This is a genomic window from Mycobacterium sp. 1245801.1 (assembly GCF_001673055.1).
GTDB lineage: Bacteria > Actinomycetota > Actinomycetes > Mycobacteriales > Mycobacteriaceae > Mycobacterium > Mycobacterium europaeum_A.
In genome coordinates this window covers 17,519-35,422 of the sequence record NZ_LZKY01000268.1, presented here as the reverse complement: position 1 = coordinate 35,422, position 17,904 = coordinate 17,519, and the positions used below count along the sequence as shown (strand labels likewise).

The following is a 17,904-nucleotide window of genomic DNA, read 5'->3' as shown; positions in this document are numbered from 1 at the left end:
CCAGGCGCTGCTGGAGCTGACCGACTACGCGCCCCTACCGCTGCGCGAACCGGTCCGCTCGCTGGTGTGGGTGCGCGGTCGCCTCCAAGAGGTACACCCGACGGAGATCCTCGATCTGCTCGACCTGATCGCCGCCGAGTGCCCGAATCCCGCCCTGCTGGGCATCGATACCCCACGCTGCAGGCCCGGCGGCGGCGACGAGCCGCGCTACACCCTGTTGCGGCTCGAGATCGCCTCGGTGGTCGTCACCGACGCCACCGGCGCCGAGCCGGTCAGTGTGGCCGACCTGCTGAACGCCCGCCCGGATCCGTTCTGCGCGCTCGAGTCAAGCCTGCTGTGGCACCTGGACACCGCCCACAGCGACGTCCTCGCGCGGCTGGTGTCCCGGCTGCCGGCGCCGCTGCGGCGCGGGCACGTCCGGCCCTTGGGCCTGGACCGCTACGGCGTCCGGTTCCGTGTCGAGGGCGACGATCGCGATCACGACGTCCGGCTGCCGTTCCATAAGCCGGTCGACGACATGACCGGCCTGAGCCAGGCGATCCGGGTGCTGATGGGCTGCCCCTTCATCAACGGGCTTCGGGCGCGCGGCTAGCCGAGCGCGCGGCGCACCGGCGCGACCGAGCGCCGGCCACGTACGTTTACTCGGGTGAACGGCGAGCGCGCACCCACACCAGCGAGCGGACCGGTTCGCGCAGCGGTAGGGGCGCGTAGTCGGTCAGCTCCAGCAGCGCCTGGGACCCCGAGATGGGGCGCACCAATTCCCGTTCCCGCTCGACGGGAAGCGCCAGCGCAACCGATCCGTCGTCCATCAGGTGGTGCAGGGGGGTGGGGACCGGGTCGTCGTGCTCGATGGCCAGCAGCGCGCCGCTGGCGCGGACACAGGCGCTGCGGATCCGTTCGGCGGTCGTCGGGGCAGGGCAGCTCAGCGGTAACACCATTCTCATCCTTTGATTAGGTAAGCCTAAGTTAACTCACCCGGGGTGACGTCGCAAGACTTTTCTGGTCCGCGCGCCGCTAGGGTTGGGACGTGGCCCGCATCGCATACCTCGGTCCGGAGGGGACGTTCACCGAGGCGGCGCTGCGACAGATCAGCGCGGCGGGACTCATTCCCGACGAAGGCCCAGCCGGGGTGCAACCCGCGCCCGTCGAAAGCACCTCCGCGGCGCTGGACGCCGTGCGCGACGGCACCGCCGACTACGCCTGCGTCCCGATCGAGAACTCGATCGACGGCTCGGTGACACCGACCCTGGACAGCCTGGCCATCGGCTCACCCCTGCAGGTGTTCGCCGAGACCACGCTGGACATCGCCTTCAGCATCGTCGTCAAACCGGGCCGCAGCGCCACGGACGTGCGGACGCTGGCGGCCTTCGGTGTGGCGGCGGCCCAGGTGCGCCAGTGGGTGGCCGCCAATCTGCCCGACGCCGCGCTGCGGCCGGCGTACTCCAACGCCGACGCCGCCCAGCAGGTCGCCGAGGGACGCGTCGACGCCGCGGTGACCTCGCCGTTGGCCGCCGCGCATTGGGGCCTGGGCACCCTGGCCGAGGGTGTGGTCGACGAATCCAACGCCCGGACCCGCTTCCTTCTGGTCGGGCGGCCGGGCCCACCGCCGGCCCGCACCGGAGCCGACCGCACCTCGGTCGTGTTGCGCATCGACAACGCGCCTGGCGCGCTGCTGGCCGCGCTCGCCGAATTCGCCGTCCGCGGCATCGACCTCACCCGCATCGAATCCCGGCCGACCAGAACGGGTCTCGGCATCTACCGCTTCTTCGCCGATTGCGTCGGCCATATCGACGACGACGCCGTGGCCGAGGCACTCAAAGCGCTGCACCGTCGTTGTGCTGATGTGCGTTATCTCGGTTCCTGGCCCACCGGCTCGCCGGCCGGGGCGTTGCCGCCCTCCGCCGAGGAGGCCGCGCGCTGGCTGCAGCAGCTGCTGGACGGCAAGCGCGACGAGTCCGCCGGGGGAGCGCGGCGGTGAGCGGCCGGTTGATCCTGGTGCGCCACGGCCAGTCATTCGGAAACGTCGAGCGCCGGCTCGACACCCGCCCGCCGGGTGCGGAGCTGACCCCGTTGGGCCGCGACCAGGCGCGGGCATTCGCCCGCGGGGCGGGGCGCCCGGCGATGCTCGCGCATTCGGTGGCCACCCGGGCCTCGCAGACGGCCGAGGTGATCGGCGGCCAGGTCGCAGTGCCCCCGATCGAGGTGGCCGGCGTGCACGAGGTCCAGGTCGGGCGGCTGGAAAACCGCAACGACGACGACGCGGTCGCCGAGTTCAATGCGATCTACGAGCGGTGGCATCACGGCGAGCTCGACGTGGCGCTTCCCGGCGGCGAGACCGGCAACGACGTGCTGGACCGCTACGTCCCGGTGCTCACCGACCTGCGCCTGCGTTACCTCGACGACCGCGACTTCCACGGCGACATCGTCGTCGTCAGCCACGGCGCGGCGATCCGGCTGGCCGCCGCGGTGCTGGCCGGCGTCGACGCCGAGTTCGCGCTGGACAACCACCTGGACAACGCCCAGTCGGTGGCCCTCACCCCGATCACCGACGGGCGGTGGAGTTGCGTGCGTTGGGGGACGCTGACCCCGCCGTTCTACCCGGAGGAAGAGGCGACGCCGGTCGCGGACGCGGTGCGGTCCAGCGCCGACCCGATGGGTTGACCCGTCAGACGGCCAGGGCGATCACTTCGGTGCACACGCACCCGACGGCGTCGCAGTCGATCACGAAGGCGTGCGGCAACAGCTCGGGACTGAAGCAATCCGGCTCCGTGCATTCCGACCGGTGCAGCGCGTGGCGAATGATGGTGCCGTGACAGTGATCTAAGCCTGCCCGACAGTCGCGGCAGTCAATGCTCATAGGTCAGTTCATAGCACCCGTCGCGGACAAAATCGGGATGCCGCGCCCGGCGATCCGGCGCCGCGCCAGATTCTCAGGCCCAGCCCAGCTCGTGCAGCCGGTCGTCGTCGATGCCGAAGTGGTGAGCGATTTCGTGGATCACCGTGATGGCCACCTCCTCGACGACCTCGTCCTCGAATTCGCAGGCGTCCAGCAGCGCGTCCCGGTAGATGGTGATGGCATCCGGCAGGGATCCGGAATAGTCGGAGTCACGTTCGGTCAACGCCACGCCCTCGTACAGGCCGAGCAGTTCGGCGTCGTCGGGATGGCGGTCTTCGACCAGCACGACGACGTTGTCCATGGCGGCCGCCAGCTCGGGCGGGATGAGGTCGAGGGCGTCGGAGACCAGTTCGTCGAAGCGCTGCGGATCCATCCGGACGGACACCCGCCTAGCCTCCCGGCGGGGGCGCGGCGGGCGGTGCCTCGGGTGCGGGATTCGCCGGTGGTGGCGGTGCGGGCGCCGGTGCCTCGGGTGCCGGGTTGGCCGGCGGGGCGCCGTTGTCCGCCGGCGGCGCCTGCTGGGCGGGCGCCTGCTGTTGCGGGGCCTGCTGCTGGGGTTGCTGCGCGGGCTGCTGGCCGGGCAGGTGCTGGTTGTTCGGCGGGATCTCCGGGGCCGAGCCGGTGCCGGCGCCGGACTGGGTGGACGGCGGCTGAGCCGGGACCTGAAGCGGGATCGGCGGCATGGTGAGCCGCTCCTCGGGGATGTCGGGCGGCGGTACCGGCGGTTGACCGTTGATCAGCAGCTGGCCCTTGGCGCTGTTCAGCAGGGTGGCCCAGCCGCCGTTGCCCAGCGTCGCGCCGATGCTGCAGGCCACCTCGCGGCTGCCCGCCGTCCAACTGGCCAGCGGCACCGTCGGGTAGATCAGCGTCAAGGTGGTGGTGCGCAGCTTGACCGGCGCCAGGTACGCGTCGGTCATCTTGGTGCACGAATCCTTGATGAAGCCGTCCTGGTCGGGCTCGGCCGGCAGGCCACCGGGGAACTTCTCGGCCAGGTTGACCGTGCCGGTGACCTCCATGGCGTGCGGCGCCGCGCAGTCGACGGGCGCGTCGGTCGGCTGGTTGGTCGCCGGGTCGATGCCCAGACAGGTGCCGGCCGGCCACACCTTGGACTGGTCGACGTCGGCGACCTTGCCCTTGAAGGCCTGCTGCTGGTTGTTCATCCCGGGCAGCTGCAGGCCGCACAGCATCCGGCGGTCGCCGTTCTGGCGCCAGGCCCGGTCGCCGGGCCACAGCAGGCTGACGGTGAACTTGCTGTTCGGATCGAACTTGGGGCCGAGGTAGGTGCGGACGGCCGCCTCGCACTGCTCCTGGGTGATCTGCTGGATGCGCGCGGGCGTCGGGGGTGCGGCGTTGGGCCCGTATTCCGAGCCCGGGAACGTCCGCATGTCAATCGATTCGGCGACTTCGAACTTGTGGTCGTCACCGCAGTTGACGATCCTCGCCGACTCCGGGGTTGTCTCCGGCCACATCAGGCACTCCCCGGTGGCGGCCCGGTTGAAGGCGGCGTCGCTCTTGGTTCCGGTGCTGCGCACCGGGCTGCTGTCGAGGAACCGACCCGATCCGGGACCGCCGACCGGGATCGCGGTGACCAACCCGGCGATCAGCAGGCCGCCGAGCGCGGTGAGCAGCAGCGCGCGCCGGGTCGCCCGGGCCTGCAGGCTGCGCGGCCAACCGAAGGCCGACGGCTGCTGTTCGGACGACTCGACCGCCCGGGTTTCCCGGGCTTCCGAAAGTTCCTTCTCGGGCGCTTGCGACATCCGCTCCATTCTGACAGGAGCGCCTGAGACCGGTGACAAAAGTTACGGATGTGAGTCCTGCGACTTTGCGCGGTGGATGCGCCGCCAGCCGCCCCGAACCGGTGAAAGTAGTCTCAGGGCCGTGATCGACCTGAAGCTGCTCCGGGAAGACCCCGATGCCGTGCGCCGCTCCCAGCTCAGTCGTGGGGAGGACCCGGCGCTGGTAGACGCGCTGTTGACCGCCGACGCCGCCCGCCGGGCCGCGATCTCGTCGGCCGACGGGCTGCGGGCCGAACAGAAGTCCGCCAGCAAGAGCGTCGGGGCGGCCTCTCCCGAGGAGCGCCCGGCCAAGCTGGCGCGCGCCAAGGAACTGGCCGAGCAGGTGAAGGCCGCCGAAGCCGCCCAGGCCGACGCGGAGGCCGCGTTCACCGCGGCGCACATGGCGATCTCCAACGTCGTCATCGACGGGGTGCCCGCCGGCGGCGAGGACGACTTCGCCGTGCTCGACGTGGTCGGCGAGCCCGCGGCGATCGACGACCCGAAGGACCACCTGGAGCTCGGTGAGTCACTCGGGCTGATCGACATGCAGCGCGGGGCCAAGGTGTCCGGGTCGCGGTTCTACTTCCTGACCGGCAAGGGTGCGCTGCTCCAGCTGGGCCTGTTGCAGCTGGCGTTGCGGCTGGCCGTCGAGAACGGCTTCATCCCGATGATCCCGCCGGTGCTGGTGCGCCCCGAGGTGATGGCCGGCACCGGGTTCCTGGGCGCCCACGCCGACGAGGTCTACCGCGTGGAGGCCGACGACCTCTACCTGGTGGGCACCTCGGAGGTGCCGCTGGCCGGCTACCACGCCGACGAGATCCTGGACCTGTCCGGCGGGCCGCTGCGATACGCGGGGTGGTCGTCGTGTTTTCGCCGCGAGGCCGGCAGCTACGGCAAGGACACCCGCGGCATCATCCGGGTGCATCAGTTCGACAAGGTCGAGGGCTTCGTCTACTGCACCCCCGCGGACGCCGAGGCGGAACACCAGCGGCTGCTGGCCTGGCAGCGCGAGATGCTGGCCCGCATCCAGGTGCCGTACCGGGTGATCGACGTGGCCGCGGGTGACCTGGGTTCGTCGGCCGCACGCAAATTCGATTGTGAGGCTTGGGTTCCCACGCAGGGCGCCTACCGCGAGCTGACGTCCACCTCGAACTGCACCACGTTCCAGGCGCGCCGGCTGGCCACCCGCTTTCGCGACGAGGCGGGCAAACCGCAGACCGCCGCCACGCTCAACGGCACGCTGGGCACCACGCGGTGGTTGGTGGCGATCCTGGAAAACCACCAACAGCCTGACGGCAGCGTGCGGGTGCCCGAGGCCCTGGTGCCGTTCGTCGGCACCGAGGTGCTCGAGCCGAATCGCCACTAATAACTAGCGCGTCTTGGCGGCCACCTGGCCGGGCGTATGCCCGAAGGCTCGCCGGTAGGTGTCGATGAACGCACTCGGTGTGGCCCAACCGCATTCGGCCGCCACCGACGTGACGTCGCGCCGCTCGGCGAGCAACACCAGGGCGTGCTGCAGCCGCACCTGGGTGCGCCACTGCGGGAACGTCATCGCCAGTTCGTCGCTGAACAGGCGGCTCAGCGTGCGCTGGCCGACCCCGAGCCGGTCACCGATCTGCCGCAGCGACAATGACTCCCGCAGGTTGTCGGCGATCAGCGCGCACGCTTGCCGCAGCCGGTCGTCGACCGGTGTGGGAATCCACAGCGCCTCCCCGATGCTGGTGGCCTGTAACTGGTCGTGCAGCACGGCCAGCATCCGGTGGTGCTCGTCGGTGTCGGTGCCATCGGTTTGCGAACACGCGATGATCAGTTCGCGCATCAACGGATTGACCGCCAGCACGGCGGGGGCCGCGGGGCCGCGGCGGTAGCGGTCGGGGTCCAGCGCGACGCCGTGAAACTGCGTGGTGCCGTGAAACTTGTGTTCGTGCCAGCACCCCGCCGGTATCCAGATCGCGCGGTTCGCCGGCGTGATCCACATTCCGGTCGGGGTGGTCACCGAGACGGCACCCGAGGACGGGTAGACGATCTGGTGCAAAGGATGCCGGTGCCGCTCGATGTGGGATCCCGGCGGCAACGTCTGCGACGAAGTCGCCAGCCCGTGATGGCTGAATTCCGACATATCACGGCAGGATATCGGAAGCCCGCACCCCGTGTGGGCGCCTAGCGTTCTCGGTATGGCGATGAATCTTTTGCACCGACGGCGCTGTAGCTCCGCGGGCTGGGAGCAGGCGGTGGCCGATCAGCTGTTGCCGTGGGCCCTGCGGGACGTCGAATTGGGCGCGCGGACTTTGGAAATCGGCCCCGGCTACGGGGCGACGCTGCGTGCGCTGATCGATCGGGCGGCCTCGCTCACCGCGGTCGAGGTCGACGGCGCGATGGCCGATCGTCTGCAGCGCCGCTACGGTGATCGCGCGCGCATCATCCACGGCGACGGCAGCGAAACCGGTTTGCCCGCGGACCATTTCACCTCGGTGGTGTGCTTCACCATGCTGCACCACGTGCCGCGTGCCGAGCTGCAGGACCGCCTGTTCGCCGAGGCGTTCCGGGTGCTGCAACCGGGCGGGGTCTTCGCCGGCAGCGACGGCGTCCCGTCCCTGGCATTTCGGCTGCTGCATGTCGCCGACACCTACAACCCGATCCCGCCGGCCGACCTGCCGGCGCGGCTTGCGGCGGCGGGATTCACCGACATCCACACCGAGGTCAAGGGCGGCCGGCAGAAATGGCGGGCCACCAAACCGATCGGCTAAGCGGCTACCGTCGCACGGTCGCGCTCGTGGCGGCGCTGCCGCTCCATCGTGGCGAAGTAGAACGCGAACGCGAACGCGAAGCTGGTGAACAGGCTGGACACGAAGTACAGCCACGGGTGGCGCAGGCCCCTGCGGTAGCCGTCCACGATCGTAAAGATCGGCAGCAGAACAACATTGGCGATCGTGTAGTCCTGGCTGGCCGAGCTGGCGGCCGGGTTGGTGAACATCAGCCTGACGTATTCGAGCCAGCTGCCGTGTTCGCCCCACAGCGGATTGGTGGATCCGTGCGCGTACTGCTGCACGTAGGTGATGTTGAAGTACCAGCCGAGGGCGACCGATGCGATGCCGACGACGTAGTACACGACTTCCATCGGCGAGAACAGCGGGCCGCTGGCCGGGCGGGCGAAGACTCCCCTGTTGGCCAGGACGATCCAGCTGATGACCGTCAGTCCGAGTACCGCGTGAGTGAGTAGCGAGACCATGGGCGCAGTCTCGCCCGGGTCCGGAAGTTTTGTCAATATTGTCAAAAAGTTTCTTGATACCTTACTGCCATGGTCCGGCCCGCTCAGACGGCGCGCAGCGAGCGCACGCGCGAAGCGCTGCGCCAGGCCGCCGTGGTGCGGTTCCTGGCCCAGGGCGTGGAGGACACGTCGGCCGAGCAGATCGCCGCGGACGCCGGGGTGTCGCTGCGGACGTTCTATCGCCACTTCAGCTCCAAGCACGACCTGCTGTTCGCGGACTACACCGGGCTGCACTGGTTTCGCGCGGCGCTGGAGGCCAGGCCGGTCGACGAGCCGGTCATCGACTCGGTGCAGGCGGCGGTCTTCGCCTTCCCCTATGACGTTGAGGCCGTAGCGAAAATCGCCGCGCTGCGGGGCGGTGATCTGGACCAGGGCCGCATCGTCCGCCACATCCGCGACGTCCAGGCCGACCTGGCCGACGCCATCGAGGAGCAGCTGCGCCGGCGCAGTGGCGCGGCCGATCGAACGCCGGATGTGCGGCTGCGGGTCACCGTGACCGCGCGGTGCATCGCGGCCGCGGTGTTCGGCGCCATGGAAACCTGGATGGTCGGCGACGACCGGTCGCTCGGCGAACTGGCCCGGATCACCCACGTGGCGCTCGAGTCGCTGCGGGGCGGGATCTCCGGCACGTGGATCACCGCAGTTTCGTCATAATTGACAAAACTTTGCGGTCGTGCGAGCCTCCCTTTCGGAGGGCAGGACATGACTGAATACGACGCGATAGTTATCGGTGCCGGGCACAACGGGCTCACCGCGGCAGTGCTGTTGGCCAAGGCCGGGCTGCGCACGGTGTGCCTGGATCCCAAGCTCTACGCGGGTGGCATGGCTTCCACCGTCGAGCTTTTCGACGGATACCAGTTCGAGATCGCCGGCTCGGTGCAGTTCCCGACGTCGCAGGTGGTGGTCGACGCGCTGGGCCTGGACACCCTGCCGACCATCGACCTGGACGTGATGTCGGTGGCCGTGCGCGGCGTCGGCGACGATCCGCTGATCCAGTACAGCGACCCCGTCAAGCTGTTCACCCATCTCAACGAGGTGCACGGCGCCGACGCCGTCAACGGGATGGCGGGGCTGATGGCGTGGAGCCAGGGCCCGACCCGCGCGCTGGGCCGGTTCGAAGCCGGCACATTACCCAAGAGCATCGACGAGATGTATGCCTGCGCCACAAACGAATTCGAGCGCTCGGCGATCGACGACATGCTGTTCGGCTCGGTCACCGACGTGTTGGACCGCTATCTGCCCGACCGGGAGAAGTTCGGTGCGATCCGCGGCTCGATGACCGTGCTGGCCGTCAATACGCTCTACCGGGGCCCGGCCACGCCGGGCAGCGCGGCCGCGCTCGCCTTCGGGCTCGGCGTACCCGACGGCGACACCATGCAGATGAAGAAGCTGCGCGGCGGCATCGGCGCGCTCACCTCGCACCTGTGCGACGTCCTGGAAAGTCATGGCGGTGAACTTCGGTTGCGCACCAAGGTGACCGAGATCCTCGTCGCCGACGGGCGGGTGACCGGCGTGCGCACCGAGGCGGGCGAGACGTTGCACGCCCCGATCGTCGTCTCGGGGATCGCGCCGGACGTCACGCTCAACGAGATGATCGAACAGGGCGCGCTGCCCGCCGATATCCGGGAACGCTATGCCCGCATCGACCACCGCGGCAGCTACCTGCAGATGCATTTCGCGCTCGAGGAGGCGCCCGTCTTCGCCGCGCCGTATGAGGCCCTCAACTCACCGGCCATGCAGGCCTCGATCGGCCTGTTCTGCACGCCGGAGGAAGTCCAGCAGCAATGGGAGGACGCGCGGCGCGGCATCGTCCCGGCCGACCCGACCGTCGTGCTGCAGATCCCGTCGCAGAACGACCCGGGCCTCGCACCCGACGGCAAGCACGCCGCGTCGGCGTTCGCGCTGTTCTTCCCGATCGAGGGCGACGTCGACTACGGGCAGGCCAAGGTCGAGATGGGCCAGCGGGTGATCGACAAGGTCACCCGGCTCGCCCCGAATTTCGAACGCAGCATCATCCGGCACACCACCTTCACGCCCAGGCACATGGGCGTCATGTTCGGCGCGCCCGGCGGGGATTACTGCCACGGTCTGTTGAACGCCAACCAGATCGGGCCCAACCGGCCCGGCCCGCGGGGCTTCCTCGGCCAGCCGATCCCGATCGAGGGCCTGTATCTGGGCAGCGCGGGCTGTCACGGGGGCCCCGGCATCACCTTCATCCCCGGTTACAACGCGGCGCGCCAGGCGCTCGCCGACCGCGGGGCCGCGGGGGCGTCCTAACCGCGCCGGCCGAGCAGGTCGTCCAGCAGGGCGGTGAATTCTTCGGGACGCGCCGGCGTGAACGCCGGGCTGGGCCGCGTGCCCGGCACGTCCAGCGTGATCAGCGTCGACTTGAGCGGGCGGCCGATGTCCAGCGGCAACCAGCGGCGGAAGTCCGAGCTGCCCCAGATCCGGAACCGCTGGGTGAAAAGGCCCAGCTGCTCGGCCTTGTACCCGCGGATCGCGTCGAGCGCGATCACCTTCGCCGTGCCGGAAGGAAAGTGGTAGCGGCGCAACGTGATCGCCGCACGATCCAGCTGGATCAGGCCGTCGTCGTAAGATGCGCTCACGCCCGCGAACTCCGCAGCTGGTGGCCCTTGGCGGTCAGGCAGCGTCCGTCGTCCAGTCGCCACTGCCAGCCATGCAGGTTGCAGGTCAACGTGTTTCCCTCGACGACCCCGAATTTCGACAGGTCGGCCTTGAGGTGCGGGCAGCGGCGCTGAATCTCCCAGCCGTCCAGCGTGACCGACGCCGAGTCGTCGTGCGTCTCGGCGAACCAGCCGTCGGCGTAAGCGATCCGTTCGTCGGTCAGGCACTTGAAGAACGTGTACAGGTACTCGTTGTAGCCGCCGACACGCCAAGCCCGAAACCGGGTCGACAAGAAGATGGTGTTGACCCAGTCCGGCTCGCGATCGCGCAGCACGGTGCGAACCAGCTCCGGCGCTATCTCGAAACCGTAGCGGACCTTTTCATCCGGAATGCGTTCCCGCACGGCACGTTTCGGGAAGTCCAGGACCACGATTTCCGGCCCCAGCACCAGTTCGACGGGATAACCGATTCCGTCGCAGATCTCGTCACTTTGCGACATGATCGGCTCGAACAGGGCGCGCAACGGTTCCAGCAGCGGCTCCCCGGTGGCCGGTGCCCAACTCGCCCGCTCGGCGGCGACGACGGGCGCCATCCGCTCGGCGTAGTCGGCGATGTAGTCGGCCTTGCCCGTGGTGAAGATGGCCTCGACCTGGTCGGTGGGCAGCGGGTGGGTCAGCGAATTGAGCTGCGAGCCGGTGAAATCGGCGGTCGACCCGGGAATCATCAGCAGGCCGCCGGCGTGGCCGTGTCTGCGCATCTGATCCAGGAACACCACCTGGTCGGGGAAGATGTTGGCCGGATCCGCATGGTCGTCGTTGAGGTGGCGCAGTTCCGGATCGAGGAAGCAGGGTGGCCCCGCGGACGGGACCACCCACGTCGCCCCGACCTGGGTGAGGTATTGGCGGGCGCGGTCCATCTGGCGTTGCCGCTTCTGAATGCCGAACGACTCCTTGGCGCGGGCCGGCATGTCGTAGACCATCGGGTACCAGATGGCCCCGGAGTACTGCAGCAGGTGCACATCGATGTGCCCGAATTCGGTGGCCAGCGCGTCCAGATCCACCGGCCGGGCGTCGTTCATGTTGAAAACCGTTGTCGCGCCGTCGGAAACCAACAGCGCCGAATCGCCGATCGGACCGTCGGCGGGCGCCCGCAGCGCGATGATCATGACGTCAAGCTCGCCCTTCGGGCCGGCGATCCGGTGCTTGACCGAATCGCTGGTCTCGAAGAATCGGTGAAACCCCAGCTTTTGCAATTCGTTTCGCAGGTCGGGTACCGGAAAGTCCGGCAGCAACACCACGGCGTCCTTATTGACGTGCTCGGCCAGATTCTTCGCGTCGAAATGGTCCCTGTGCAGGTGCGACACATACAGGTAGTCGCAGGCACCCAACGCGTCCCAGTCCAGCGTGCTGTTGTCCGGGAACGGGAACCAGGACGCGAAGTAGGCCGGATTGACCCAGGGGTCGCACAGGATGCTGCCCGCTTGGGTCTGGATCACAAATCCGGCGTGGCCGACGCTGGTGACCTGCACTGATACCTTCCTGGGGCCGGTAGAAGGCCTTCGAAAGGCTTCTGCGGCCTCGGCCGGGGATGACGGCTTTTCAGCCCCCGAGCTTAGCGCGAGCCGGCATCTTCGGCGTTCCACAACCGCCGGTAGTAGTCGATGCGCACTGGGTCGGGCTCGACACCGTATGCGGCGAAGAATTCCCCCTCCCATCCCCGACCGGGGTAGTTCCAGCCCAGCGACAGCGTTGCCACCGCGAGGTCGGCCCACCGATCGCCCACACCGAGGTCGCCGAGGTCAACATGTCCGCTGTAGCGGCCCTGGCCATCGATCAACGTGTTCGGCGCGCAGGCATCGCCGTGGCAGACCACCAGCCGGTCGACCGGCGGTGGCTCACCAAGCGGCGACCGGGCTGCCGGCGGTAATGCGGCCAGCCGCGCACTCACCGACCAGTCGAAGGGGCACGCCTGAGCCGGAAGCCGGTCATGCAATTCGCGCAGACCCGCACCGATTGCGCACACCGCGACGTCCGGTGCCGCCAGCCACCGTGGATGCACGGCCGGCAGGCCGGGCAGCCCGCGAGTGTGCAGCCACGAATGGTCCCCGGCCATCCCGTGGCCGAGCACTTCCGGCACCGTCCTCAGGTAGTGACGTGCCCACCGCAGACGCTGCGCCTCACCGGCCAGGTCGGTGGAGCCCGGCTCCGCCACCTTGATGAATTCAACCCCGCCGGTGGCGTGCCCAGCAGCCGCGTCAGCACCTACCCGAAAGGTCACTCCGCCGAGCTCATTGACCCAGACCGCCCGCACCGGCCGGCCGGCGGCGAACCGGTCGACGATCGCAGGCACAGGCGGTGGGGATGACGGGGCGGACAACGACGGCCTCCTTGCGGCGCTTTGGATTCTCGGCTCTGGGGACGGCGGGTGGCGGGGAGCATTAGGCTGAACTGCTGTGGAACCGGTTTACGGGACTGTCATTCAACTCGCCCGCCTGGTCTGGCGCGTCCAGGGCCTGAAGATCACGATCGCCGGCGTGGAGAACCTGCCGACCAGCGGCGGAGCGGTCATCGCGATCAACCACACCGGCTACCTGGACTTCACCTTCGCGGGGTTGCCGGCCTACAAGCAGGGTCTGGGCCGCAAGGTGCGGTTCATGGCCAAGCAGGAGGTGTTCGACCACAAGGTCACTGGGCCGATCATGCGCAGCCTGCGGCACATCTCGGTGAATCGCCAGGACGGCGCCGCCTCCTTCGAGGACGCCGTCCGCAACCTCAAGGACGGCGAGCTGGTCGGCGTCTATCCCGAGGCCACGATCAGCCGCAGCTTCGAGATCAAGGAATTCAAATCCGGCGCCGCGCGGATGGCGGTCGAGGCCGGGGTGCCGATCGTTCCGCACATCGTCTGGGGCGCCCAGCGGATCTGGACCAAGGACCACCCGAAAAAGCTCTGGCGGCCCAAGGTTCCGATCATCGTGCTGGTCGGCGAACCGATCGAGCCGACGCTGGCCGTCGAGGAGCTCAAGGGGCTGCTGCACTCGCGCATGCAGCATCTGCTGGAGCGCGCGCAGGAAATGTACGGGCCGCACCCCGCCGGCGAGTTCTGGGTGCCCCACCGGCTGGGCGGGGGCGCGCCATCGTTGGCGGAGGCGGCCCAGTTGGAGGCCGAGGAGGCGGCCGCCCGGGCGGCCCGGCGGGCCCGGTCCGCAGGGGCGCCGGAGTCGTGATCGATGGTGGAGCCGACCTTCCGCGCCTTGGAGCTGCTGGCTCATCTGGTGGTCAAGGCCACCGGCACCAAGATCACCTTCCGCGGTGAGGAGCAGATCCCCGAGCGGGGCGGCGCCGTGGTGGCGATCAACCACACCAGCTATGTCGACTTTCTGCCGGCCGCGCTGGCCGTCCACCGCCGGGGGCGTCGGCTGCGGTTCATGATCAAGGCCGAGATGCAGCAGGTCAAGCCGGTCAACTTCCTGATCAAGCACACCCGCACCATCCCGGTGGATCGCGGCGCCGGGGCGGGCGCCTACGCGGTGGCGGTGCAGCGGCTGCGCGAGGGTGAATTGGTGGGGGTGTATCCGGAGGCCACGATCAGCCGCAGCTTCGAGCTCAAGGAGTTCAAGACCGGCGCCGCGCGGATGGCCATCGAAGCCGACGTCCCAATCGTGCCGGTGATCGTCTGGGGGGCGCAGCGCATCTGGACCAAGGATCACCCGCGAAATGTGGGCCGCGCCAAAATACCCGTTACTGTGCAGGTAGGCGCGCCATTGACGGCGCGCGAAGACATTGCGCAGACCGACGCCGCCCTGCGCGACTCGATGACCACCTTGCTGCACCGCGCGCAAGAGCACTATCCGGGCGAGCCCGGAGCGTATTGGCTGCCGCGCCGGCTGGGCGGCGGCGCGCCGACCCCGGCCGAGGCCGCTCGCATCGAGGCAACCGAGGCGGCGGCCCGCGCGGCTAAATGGGCCGAGCGCCCGTCGCAGTAGGCGAAGGAGAGAACATGCCCGAGGGGTTCTACCGGCTGGCGGAATGGATCGTTCCGCCGATGGTCGCGATGCAGGGGACCAAATTCACCTATCACGGCCTGGAGAACATTCCCGCGCGCGGCGGCGCCCTGCTGGCCCAGAACCACACCAGCTATCTGGACTGGCTGCCGACGCTGATGGCCGTGCGCGAGCGTAACCGGCGCGCCTACTTCATGATCAAGGCGGAGATGGCCGACGTGAAGGCGGTCAACTACGTCATCAATCACGCCCGGCTGATCCCGGTGGACCGCAGGTCCGGGCACGACGCCTTCGAGGTGGCCGTGCAGCGCATGCGCGAGGGCGAGCTGATCGGGATGCATCCCGAGGCCACCATCAGTCGCAGCTTCGAACTGCGCGAGTTCAAGACGGGGGCGGCGCGCATGGCGCTGGACGCCCACGTGCCAATCGTTCCGGTCGTCGTGTGGGGCGCGCACCGGATCTGGCCCAAGGACCATCCCAAGAAGGTGTTCCGCAACAAGGTCCCGATCACGGTGGCGGCCGGGCAGCCGTTGCCGCCGCGCGGCACACCCGAGGAACTCAACCTGCTGTTGCGTTCGGCGATGAACGACCTGCTGTACCGGGTGCAGGAGGAATATCCGCACCCGAAGGACGAATTCTGGGTGCCGCGGCGGCTGGGCGGCAGCGCGCCCACCCAAGAGGATTCCCGGGCCCTGCGGTTGTCGGAGCTGCAGGAGCGAATGCGCAAGTACGGCACCGACGGCGTGACCCGGCCCGGGCAGAACCAGAGCGGGCTGCATTGAGCGGTCCGGCCAGCCGGCGAGGGGGACGGTCTCGATGACCCTGCCGGCGCTCATCGCCTGCGACGTCGACGGCACCCTGTTCGACGACGACGAGAAGATCTCCCCGCGCACCCGCGACGCCATCCGCGCCGCGGTGGGCGCCGGTGCGCAGTTCGTGGTGGCCACCGGCCGCCCGCCGCGCTGGATACGTCCGGTCGTCGACGCGCTGGGTTTCGCGCCGATCTCGGTGTGCGCCAACGGCGCCGTCATCTACGACGCCGCGACCGACCGGGTGGTGTCCACCCGCACGCTGAGCGTCGACACCCTGGCCGAGCTGGCGGAGCTGGCCACCCGCGTCATCCCGGGCGCCGGTTTGGCCGTGGAGCGGATCGGCGAAAGCGCGCACGACACGGCGACGCCGCAGTTCGTCAGCTCGCCGGGCTACGAGCATGCCTGGCTGAACCCGGACAACACCGAGGTGTCGATCCAGGATCTGCTCAGCGCCCCGGCGATCAAGCTGCTCATCCGCCGGTCCGGAGCCCGCAGCGCCGACATGGCGGCCGAATTGGCCAAGCACATCGGCATCGCGGGCGACATCACCTACTCCACCAACAACGGACTGGTCGAGATCGTGCCGCTGGGCACCAGCAAGGCCACCGGCATCGACGAGATCGCGCGGCCGTTGCAGATCGCCCCCGAGGAGGTGGTGGCGTTCGGCGATATGCCCAACGATCTGCCGATGCTGCGGTGGGCCGGACATGGCGTTGCGATGGGCAATGCCCATCCCGACGTGCAGGCCGCCGCCGACGAGGTGACCGCCCCCAACAACGACGACGGTGTGGGCCGCGTGCTGGAACGCTGGTGGCTTTAGGGTTGCGTCACGTGGGCGTCGGGTGCGACGGCAGCGAGAAGTGCTCGGCCGGAACCGTTGGGCCGCTCGGGGATTCGGTGGTCAGTGGAATGGTGATCCCGTCGACCACCTCGGAGACGTTTCCGGTCAGCCGCTCGTAGTTCAGCGTGCCATGCTGGAAATTCTGCGTAATCTGTAGCGGCTCTTGGATTTCCGCGCTGGTCGGCAATCCGAGCGGGCCGCGTTCATAGCTCTGCGAGCCCCAGGCGTCGTAGATGGCGCCGGTGACCGGCTGGGCGCCGGTGTCGGGCGACCAGTACATCGCGCCCCGGGCGAAGGTGACGAAGCGGGCGTCGCCCACCGCGCTGTCTTCCGGTGAGGTCGGCGAGCCCAGTACGCTGCTCATCCCGCCGATCGCCTGCCAGTGGTCATAGATCGCACCGCCCTGCAGCGCCTTGAGCAACTCTTCGGGCGGATCGTTGACATGCGATGCGATATCACGCATTTCGTCCATCAACGCGTAGGCCGCGTTGCCCGGGCAATCGGTGTTCCCGACGTCGCGGTGGGTGAAGATCGTCGGCAGCGTCGCGACGGCGCCGGCCGGGAAGGTGGTGTAGTGGCTGCCGGCCGATTCCAGTTGCACCGTGCCCTTCGGGTCAACGTTGTCCAGGCCCAGTCGCCAGCCCAGCAACCGGCCCATGGTCCGCAGCTGGATCGGGGTGGGGGGCACGTCGTCGAAGTTGCCGATCATCGCCACGCCCCAGGTGTTGCGGTTGAATCCGCCGGTGTGGAAGGCCTCGACAGCCTTGGTCATCCCGCCGGCGCTGCCCTCGAACACTTGGCCGTACTTGTCCACCAGCGCGTTGTACGCAATGTCGCACCAGCCCAGCGTCTTGCTGTGGTAGGTGTAAATCGCCTTGACGATGCCGGCCGATTCAAGCGGCGAATAGTCGTTGCTACCGGCGGTGTGGTGGACCACCGCCGCGCGAATCCCGTTGTCGTACTGCGGGGAACCGCATCGCAACGATTCGTCGGCGCCCCATTGCGCGCGGCTGATGATGGGCGGGGCCTGGCCGGGCATCAAGACTCCGGCCGGTGGTGTCCAATGCGTGTCGGCCGGCGCCTGCGGTGGGGAGATGAGGACGGCCGAGATGTTCTGCCCCAAGGGCTGTTCCCGGGATGCCGGCTTATAGCCCAGATCGGGTTTCTCCGTCGGCGGCGCCGGGGGCGGTTGGGTCACCGCGGCGTCCAGCGGCCGGGTGACCGCGATCTGAACCGTCGTGGTGGTGCCGACGAACACCGGATCGGTGCCGCGGGGCCCCTCGAGGGACCCCGCCGTTGTCGCCCCGTCGGGTGCCGCGGTTTCGTACTCGGTCTGATACCAGGGGCCCCACGAGCCGTCGCGGTGCTTGGCCCGCACGCGCGTCGACGTGCCGGCCAGGTCGCCGGTGAGGGCAACCAGCGAGAAGGGGGTGCCCTGACTGATTTCGCGGACCGTGACGCCGGCCCCCAACCCGACCAGCGGCTGTTCGGCCAGTTGGGTGCCGCGCGACGGGCCCGGGCTGGCGGCGCCGCGATCGCGTGTCGTGTCGGCCACCCACGAGACCAGGACGACGGTCGCCGCCATGGCGGTGAGCAGCATCGTCGGCGCACGACTGCGAGACACCAGCCGATGTTACGTGTGTTTCTAATGTTATCTATGGGACGACACGAGCTGAGCGGCGGCGAA

General features: G+C 69.0%; 19 protein-coding genes and 2 pseudogenes. 11 read left to right on the top strand and 10 right to left on the bottom strand.

What is annotated here, in order from left to right; translation table 11 throughout:
* Positions 1-592: DUF2470 domain-containing protein (locus tag A5622_RS17270; protein ID WP_066880223.1), on the top strand; the 592-nt coding region annotated here is incomplete at its 5' end.
* Positions 593-653: 61 nt separating this feature from the next.
* Here A5622_RS17270 and A5622_RS17265 read toward each other — a convergent pair.
* Positions 654-935 (bottom strand): annotated as a pseudogene (locus A5622_RS17265) (DUF2470 domain-containing protein); the annotation flags it as partial.
* 92 nt (positions 936-1,027) lie between these two features.
* Here A5622_RS17265 and pheA point away from each other — a divergent pair.
* Together pheA and A5622_RS17255 are read left to right on the top strand one after the other, a co-directional pair.
* Positions 1,028-1,978, top strand: a complete 951-nt coding sequence (pheA, locus tag A5622_RS17260; protein ID WP_066880221.1) for a prephenate dehydratase — start codon at positions 1,028-1,030, stop codon at positions 1,976-1,978.
* Positions 1,975-2,661, top strand: a complete 687-nt coding sequence (locus A5622_RS17255) for a histidine phosphatase family protein (protein ID WP_066871615.1) — start codon at positions 1,975-1,977, stop codon at positions 2,659-2,661. The genes pheA and A5622_RS17255 overlap by 4 nt, the downstream gene beginning before the upstream one ends.
* 4 nt (positions 2,662-2,665) lie before the next feature.
* Here A5622_RS17255 and A5622_RS17250 read toward each other — a convergent pair whose 3' ends face one another.
* The 3 genes and pseudogenes from A5622_RS17250 to A5622_RS17240 all read right to left on the bottom strand — a co-directional run bounded on the left by A5622_RS17250 (position 2,666) and on the right by A5622_RS17240 (position 4,662).
* Positions 2,666-2,857 (bottom strand): hypothetical protein, encoded by a 192-nt coding sequence (locus A5622_RS17250; RefSeq protein WP_066871612.1) that lies wholly within the window; start codon positions 2,855-2,857, stop codon positions 2,666-2,668.
* A gap of 3 nt (positions 2,858-2,860) precedes the next feature.
* Positions 2,861-3,281 (bottom strand): annotated as a pseudogene (locus A5622_RS17245) (metallopeptidase family protein).
* Between the two features lie 4 nt (positions 3,282-3,285).
* Positions 3,286-4,662 carry a septum formation family protein gene (locus A5622_RS17240; RefSeq protein ID WP_066880217.1) on the bottom strand — a complete coding sequence of 459 codons (1,377 nt, stop codon included), beginning with the start codon at positions 4,660-4,662 and terminating at the stop codon, positions 3,286-3,288.
* A 112-nt stretch (positions 4,663-4,774) separates the two neighbouring features.
* Here A5622_RS17240 and serS point away from each other — a divergent pair, with 112 nt between their 5' ends.
* Positions 4,775-6,037, top strand: coding sequence for a serine--tRNA ligase (gene serS, locus A5622_RS17235; RefSeq protein WP_066880215.1), 1,263 nt, complete (start codon positions 4,775-4,777; stop codon positions 6,035-6,037).
* A 3-nt stretch (positions 6,038-6,040) separates the two neighbouring features.
* Here serS and A5622_RS17230 read toward each other — a convergent pair whose 3' ends face one another.
* A complete protein-coding gene (locus A5622_RS17230; RefSeq protein WP_066880213.1) occupies positions 6,041-6,790 on the bottom strand; it encodes a helix-turn-helix transcriptional regulator in 750 nt (249 codons plus the stop codon).
* 55 nt (positions 6,791-6,845) lie between these two features.
* Between A5622_RS17230 and A5622_RS17225 the strand changes: the two genes are divergently transcribed.
* Positions 6,846-7,418 carry a class I SAM-dependent methyltransferase gene (locus tag A5622_RS17225; protein ID WP_066880212.1) on the top strand — a complete coding sequence of 191 codons (573 nt, stop codon included), beginning with the start codon at positions 6,846-6,848 and terminating at the stop codon, positions 7,416-7,418.
* On the opposite strand, the gene A5622_RS17220 is transcribed toward A5622_RS17225, so the two are convergent.
* Positions 7,415-7,900 carry a DUF2834 domain-containing protein gene (locus A5622_RS17220; RefSeq protein WP_066880210.1) on the bottom strand — a complete coding sequence of 162 codons (486 nt, stop codon included), beginning with the start codon at positions 7,898-7,900 and terminating at the stop codon, positions 7,415-7,417. The genes A5622_RS17225 and A5622_RS17220 overlap by 4 nt on opposite strands.
* 69 nt (positions 7,901-7,969) lie before the next feature.
* Here A5622_RS17220 and A5622_RS17215 point away from each other — a divergent pair, with 69 nt between their 5' ends.
* Both A5622_RS17215 and A5622_RS17210 read left to right on the top strand, forming a co-directional pair.
* Positions 7,970-8,593: a TetR/AcrR family transcriptional regulator gene (locus tag A5622_RS17215; protein WP_066880208.1), complete on the top strand. Its 624-nt coding sequence runs from the start codon at positions 7,970-7,972 to the stop codon at positions 8,591-8,593.
* A 48-nt stretch (positions 8,594-8,641) separates the two neighbouring features.
* Entirely contained in the window at positions 8,642-10,216 is a 1,575-nt protein-coding gene (locus A5622_RS17210; protein WP_066880206.1) for an NAD(P)/FAD-dependent oxidoreductase, read from the top strand.
* Here A5622_RS17210 and A5622_RS17205 read toward each other — a convergent pair.
* The 3 genes from A5622_RS17205 to A5622_RS17195 form a co-directional block, all read right to left on the bottom strand.
* Positions 10,213-10,545, bottom strand: a complete 333-nt coding sequence (locus A5622_RS17205; RefSeq protein ID WP_066873143.1) for a hypothetical protein — start codon at positions 10,543-10,545, stop codon at positions 10,213-10,215. The genes A5622_RS17210 and A5622_RS17205 overlap by 4 nt on opposite strands.
* Positions 10,542-12,092 carry an MBL fold metallo-hydrolase gene (locus A5622_RS17200; RefSeq protein WP_066873141.1) on the bottom strand — a complete coding sequence of 517 codons (1,551 nt, stop codon included), beginning with the start codon at positions 12,090-12,092 and terminating at the stop codon, positions 10,542-10,544. The genes A5622_RS17205 and A5622_RS17200 overlap by 4 nt, the downstream gene beginning before the upstream one ends.
* Before the next feature lie 83 nt (positions 12,093-12,175).
* Positions 12,176-12,940, bottom strand: coding sequence for a phosphotransferase (locus tag A5622_RS17195; protein ID WP_066880204.1), 765 nt, complete (start codon positions 12,938-12,940; stop codon positions 12,176-12,178).
* Positions 12,941-13,016: 76 nt separating this feature from the next.
* Here A5622_RS17195 and A5622_RS17190 point away from each other — a divergent pair, with 76 nt between their 5' ends.
* From A5622_RS17190 to A5622_RS17175, 4 genes are read left to right on the top strand one after another with little or no spacing between them, the layout of a single operon-like run.
* Positions 13,017-13,787, top strand: a complete 771-nt coding sequence (locus A5622_RS17190) for a 1-acyl-sn-glycerol-3-phosphate acyltransferase (RefSeq protein ID WP_066873135.1) — start codon at positions 13,017-13,019, stop codon at positions 13,785-13,787.
* 3 nt (positions 13,788-13,790) lie between these two features.
* Entirely contained in the window at positions 13,791-14,546 is a 756-nt protein-coding gene (locus A5622_RS17185) for a 1-acyl-sn-glycerol-3-phosphate acyltransferase (protein ID WP_066880202.1), read from the top strand.
* A gap of 14 nt (positions 14,547-14,560) precedes the next feature.
* A complete protein-coding gene (locus A5622_RS17180) occupies positions 14,561-15,346 on the top strand; it encodes a 1-acyl-sn-glycerol-3-phosphate acyltransferase (RefSeq protein WP_066880200.1) in 786 nt (261 codons plus the stop codon).
* 34 nt (positions 15,347-15,380) lie between these two features.
* A complete protein-coding gene (locus tag A5622_RS17175) occupies positions 15,381-16,196 on the top strand; it encodes a Cof-type HAD-IIB family hydrolase (protein ID WP_066873127.1) in 816 nt (271 codons plus the stop codon).
* 7 nt (positions 16,197-16,203) lie between these two features.
* Here the strand turns inward: A5622_RS17175 and A5622_RS17170 are convergent, their stop codons facing one another.
* Positions 16,204-17,844 (bottom strand): LGFP repeat-containing protein, encoded by a 1,641-nt coding sequence (locus A5622_RS17170; protein WP_197505232.1) that lies wholly within the window; start codon positions 17,842-17,844, stop codon positions 16,204-16,206.
* Positions 17,845-17,904: the final 60 nt, after the last annotated feature.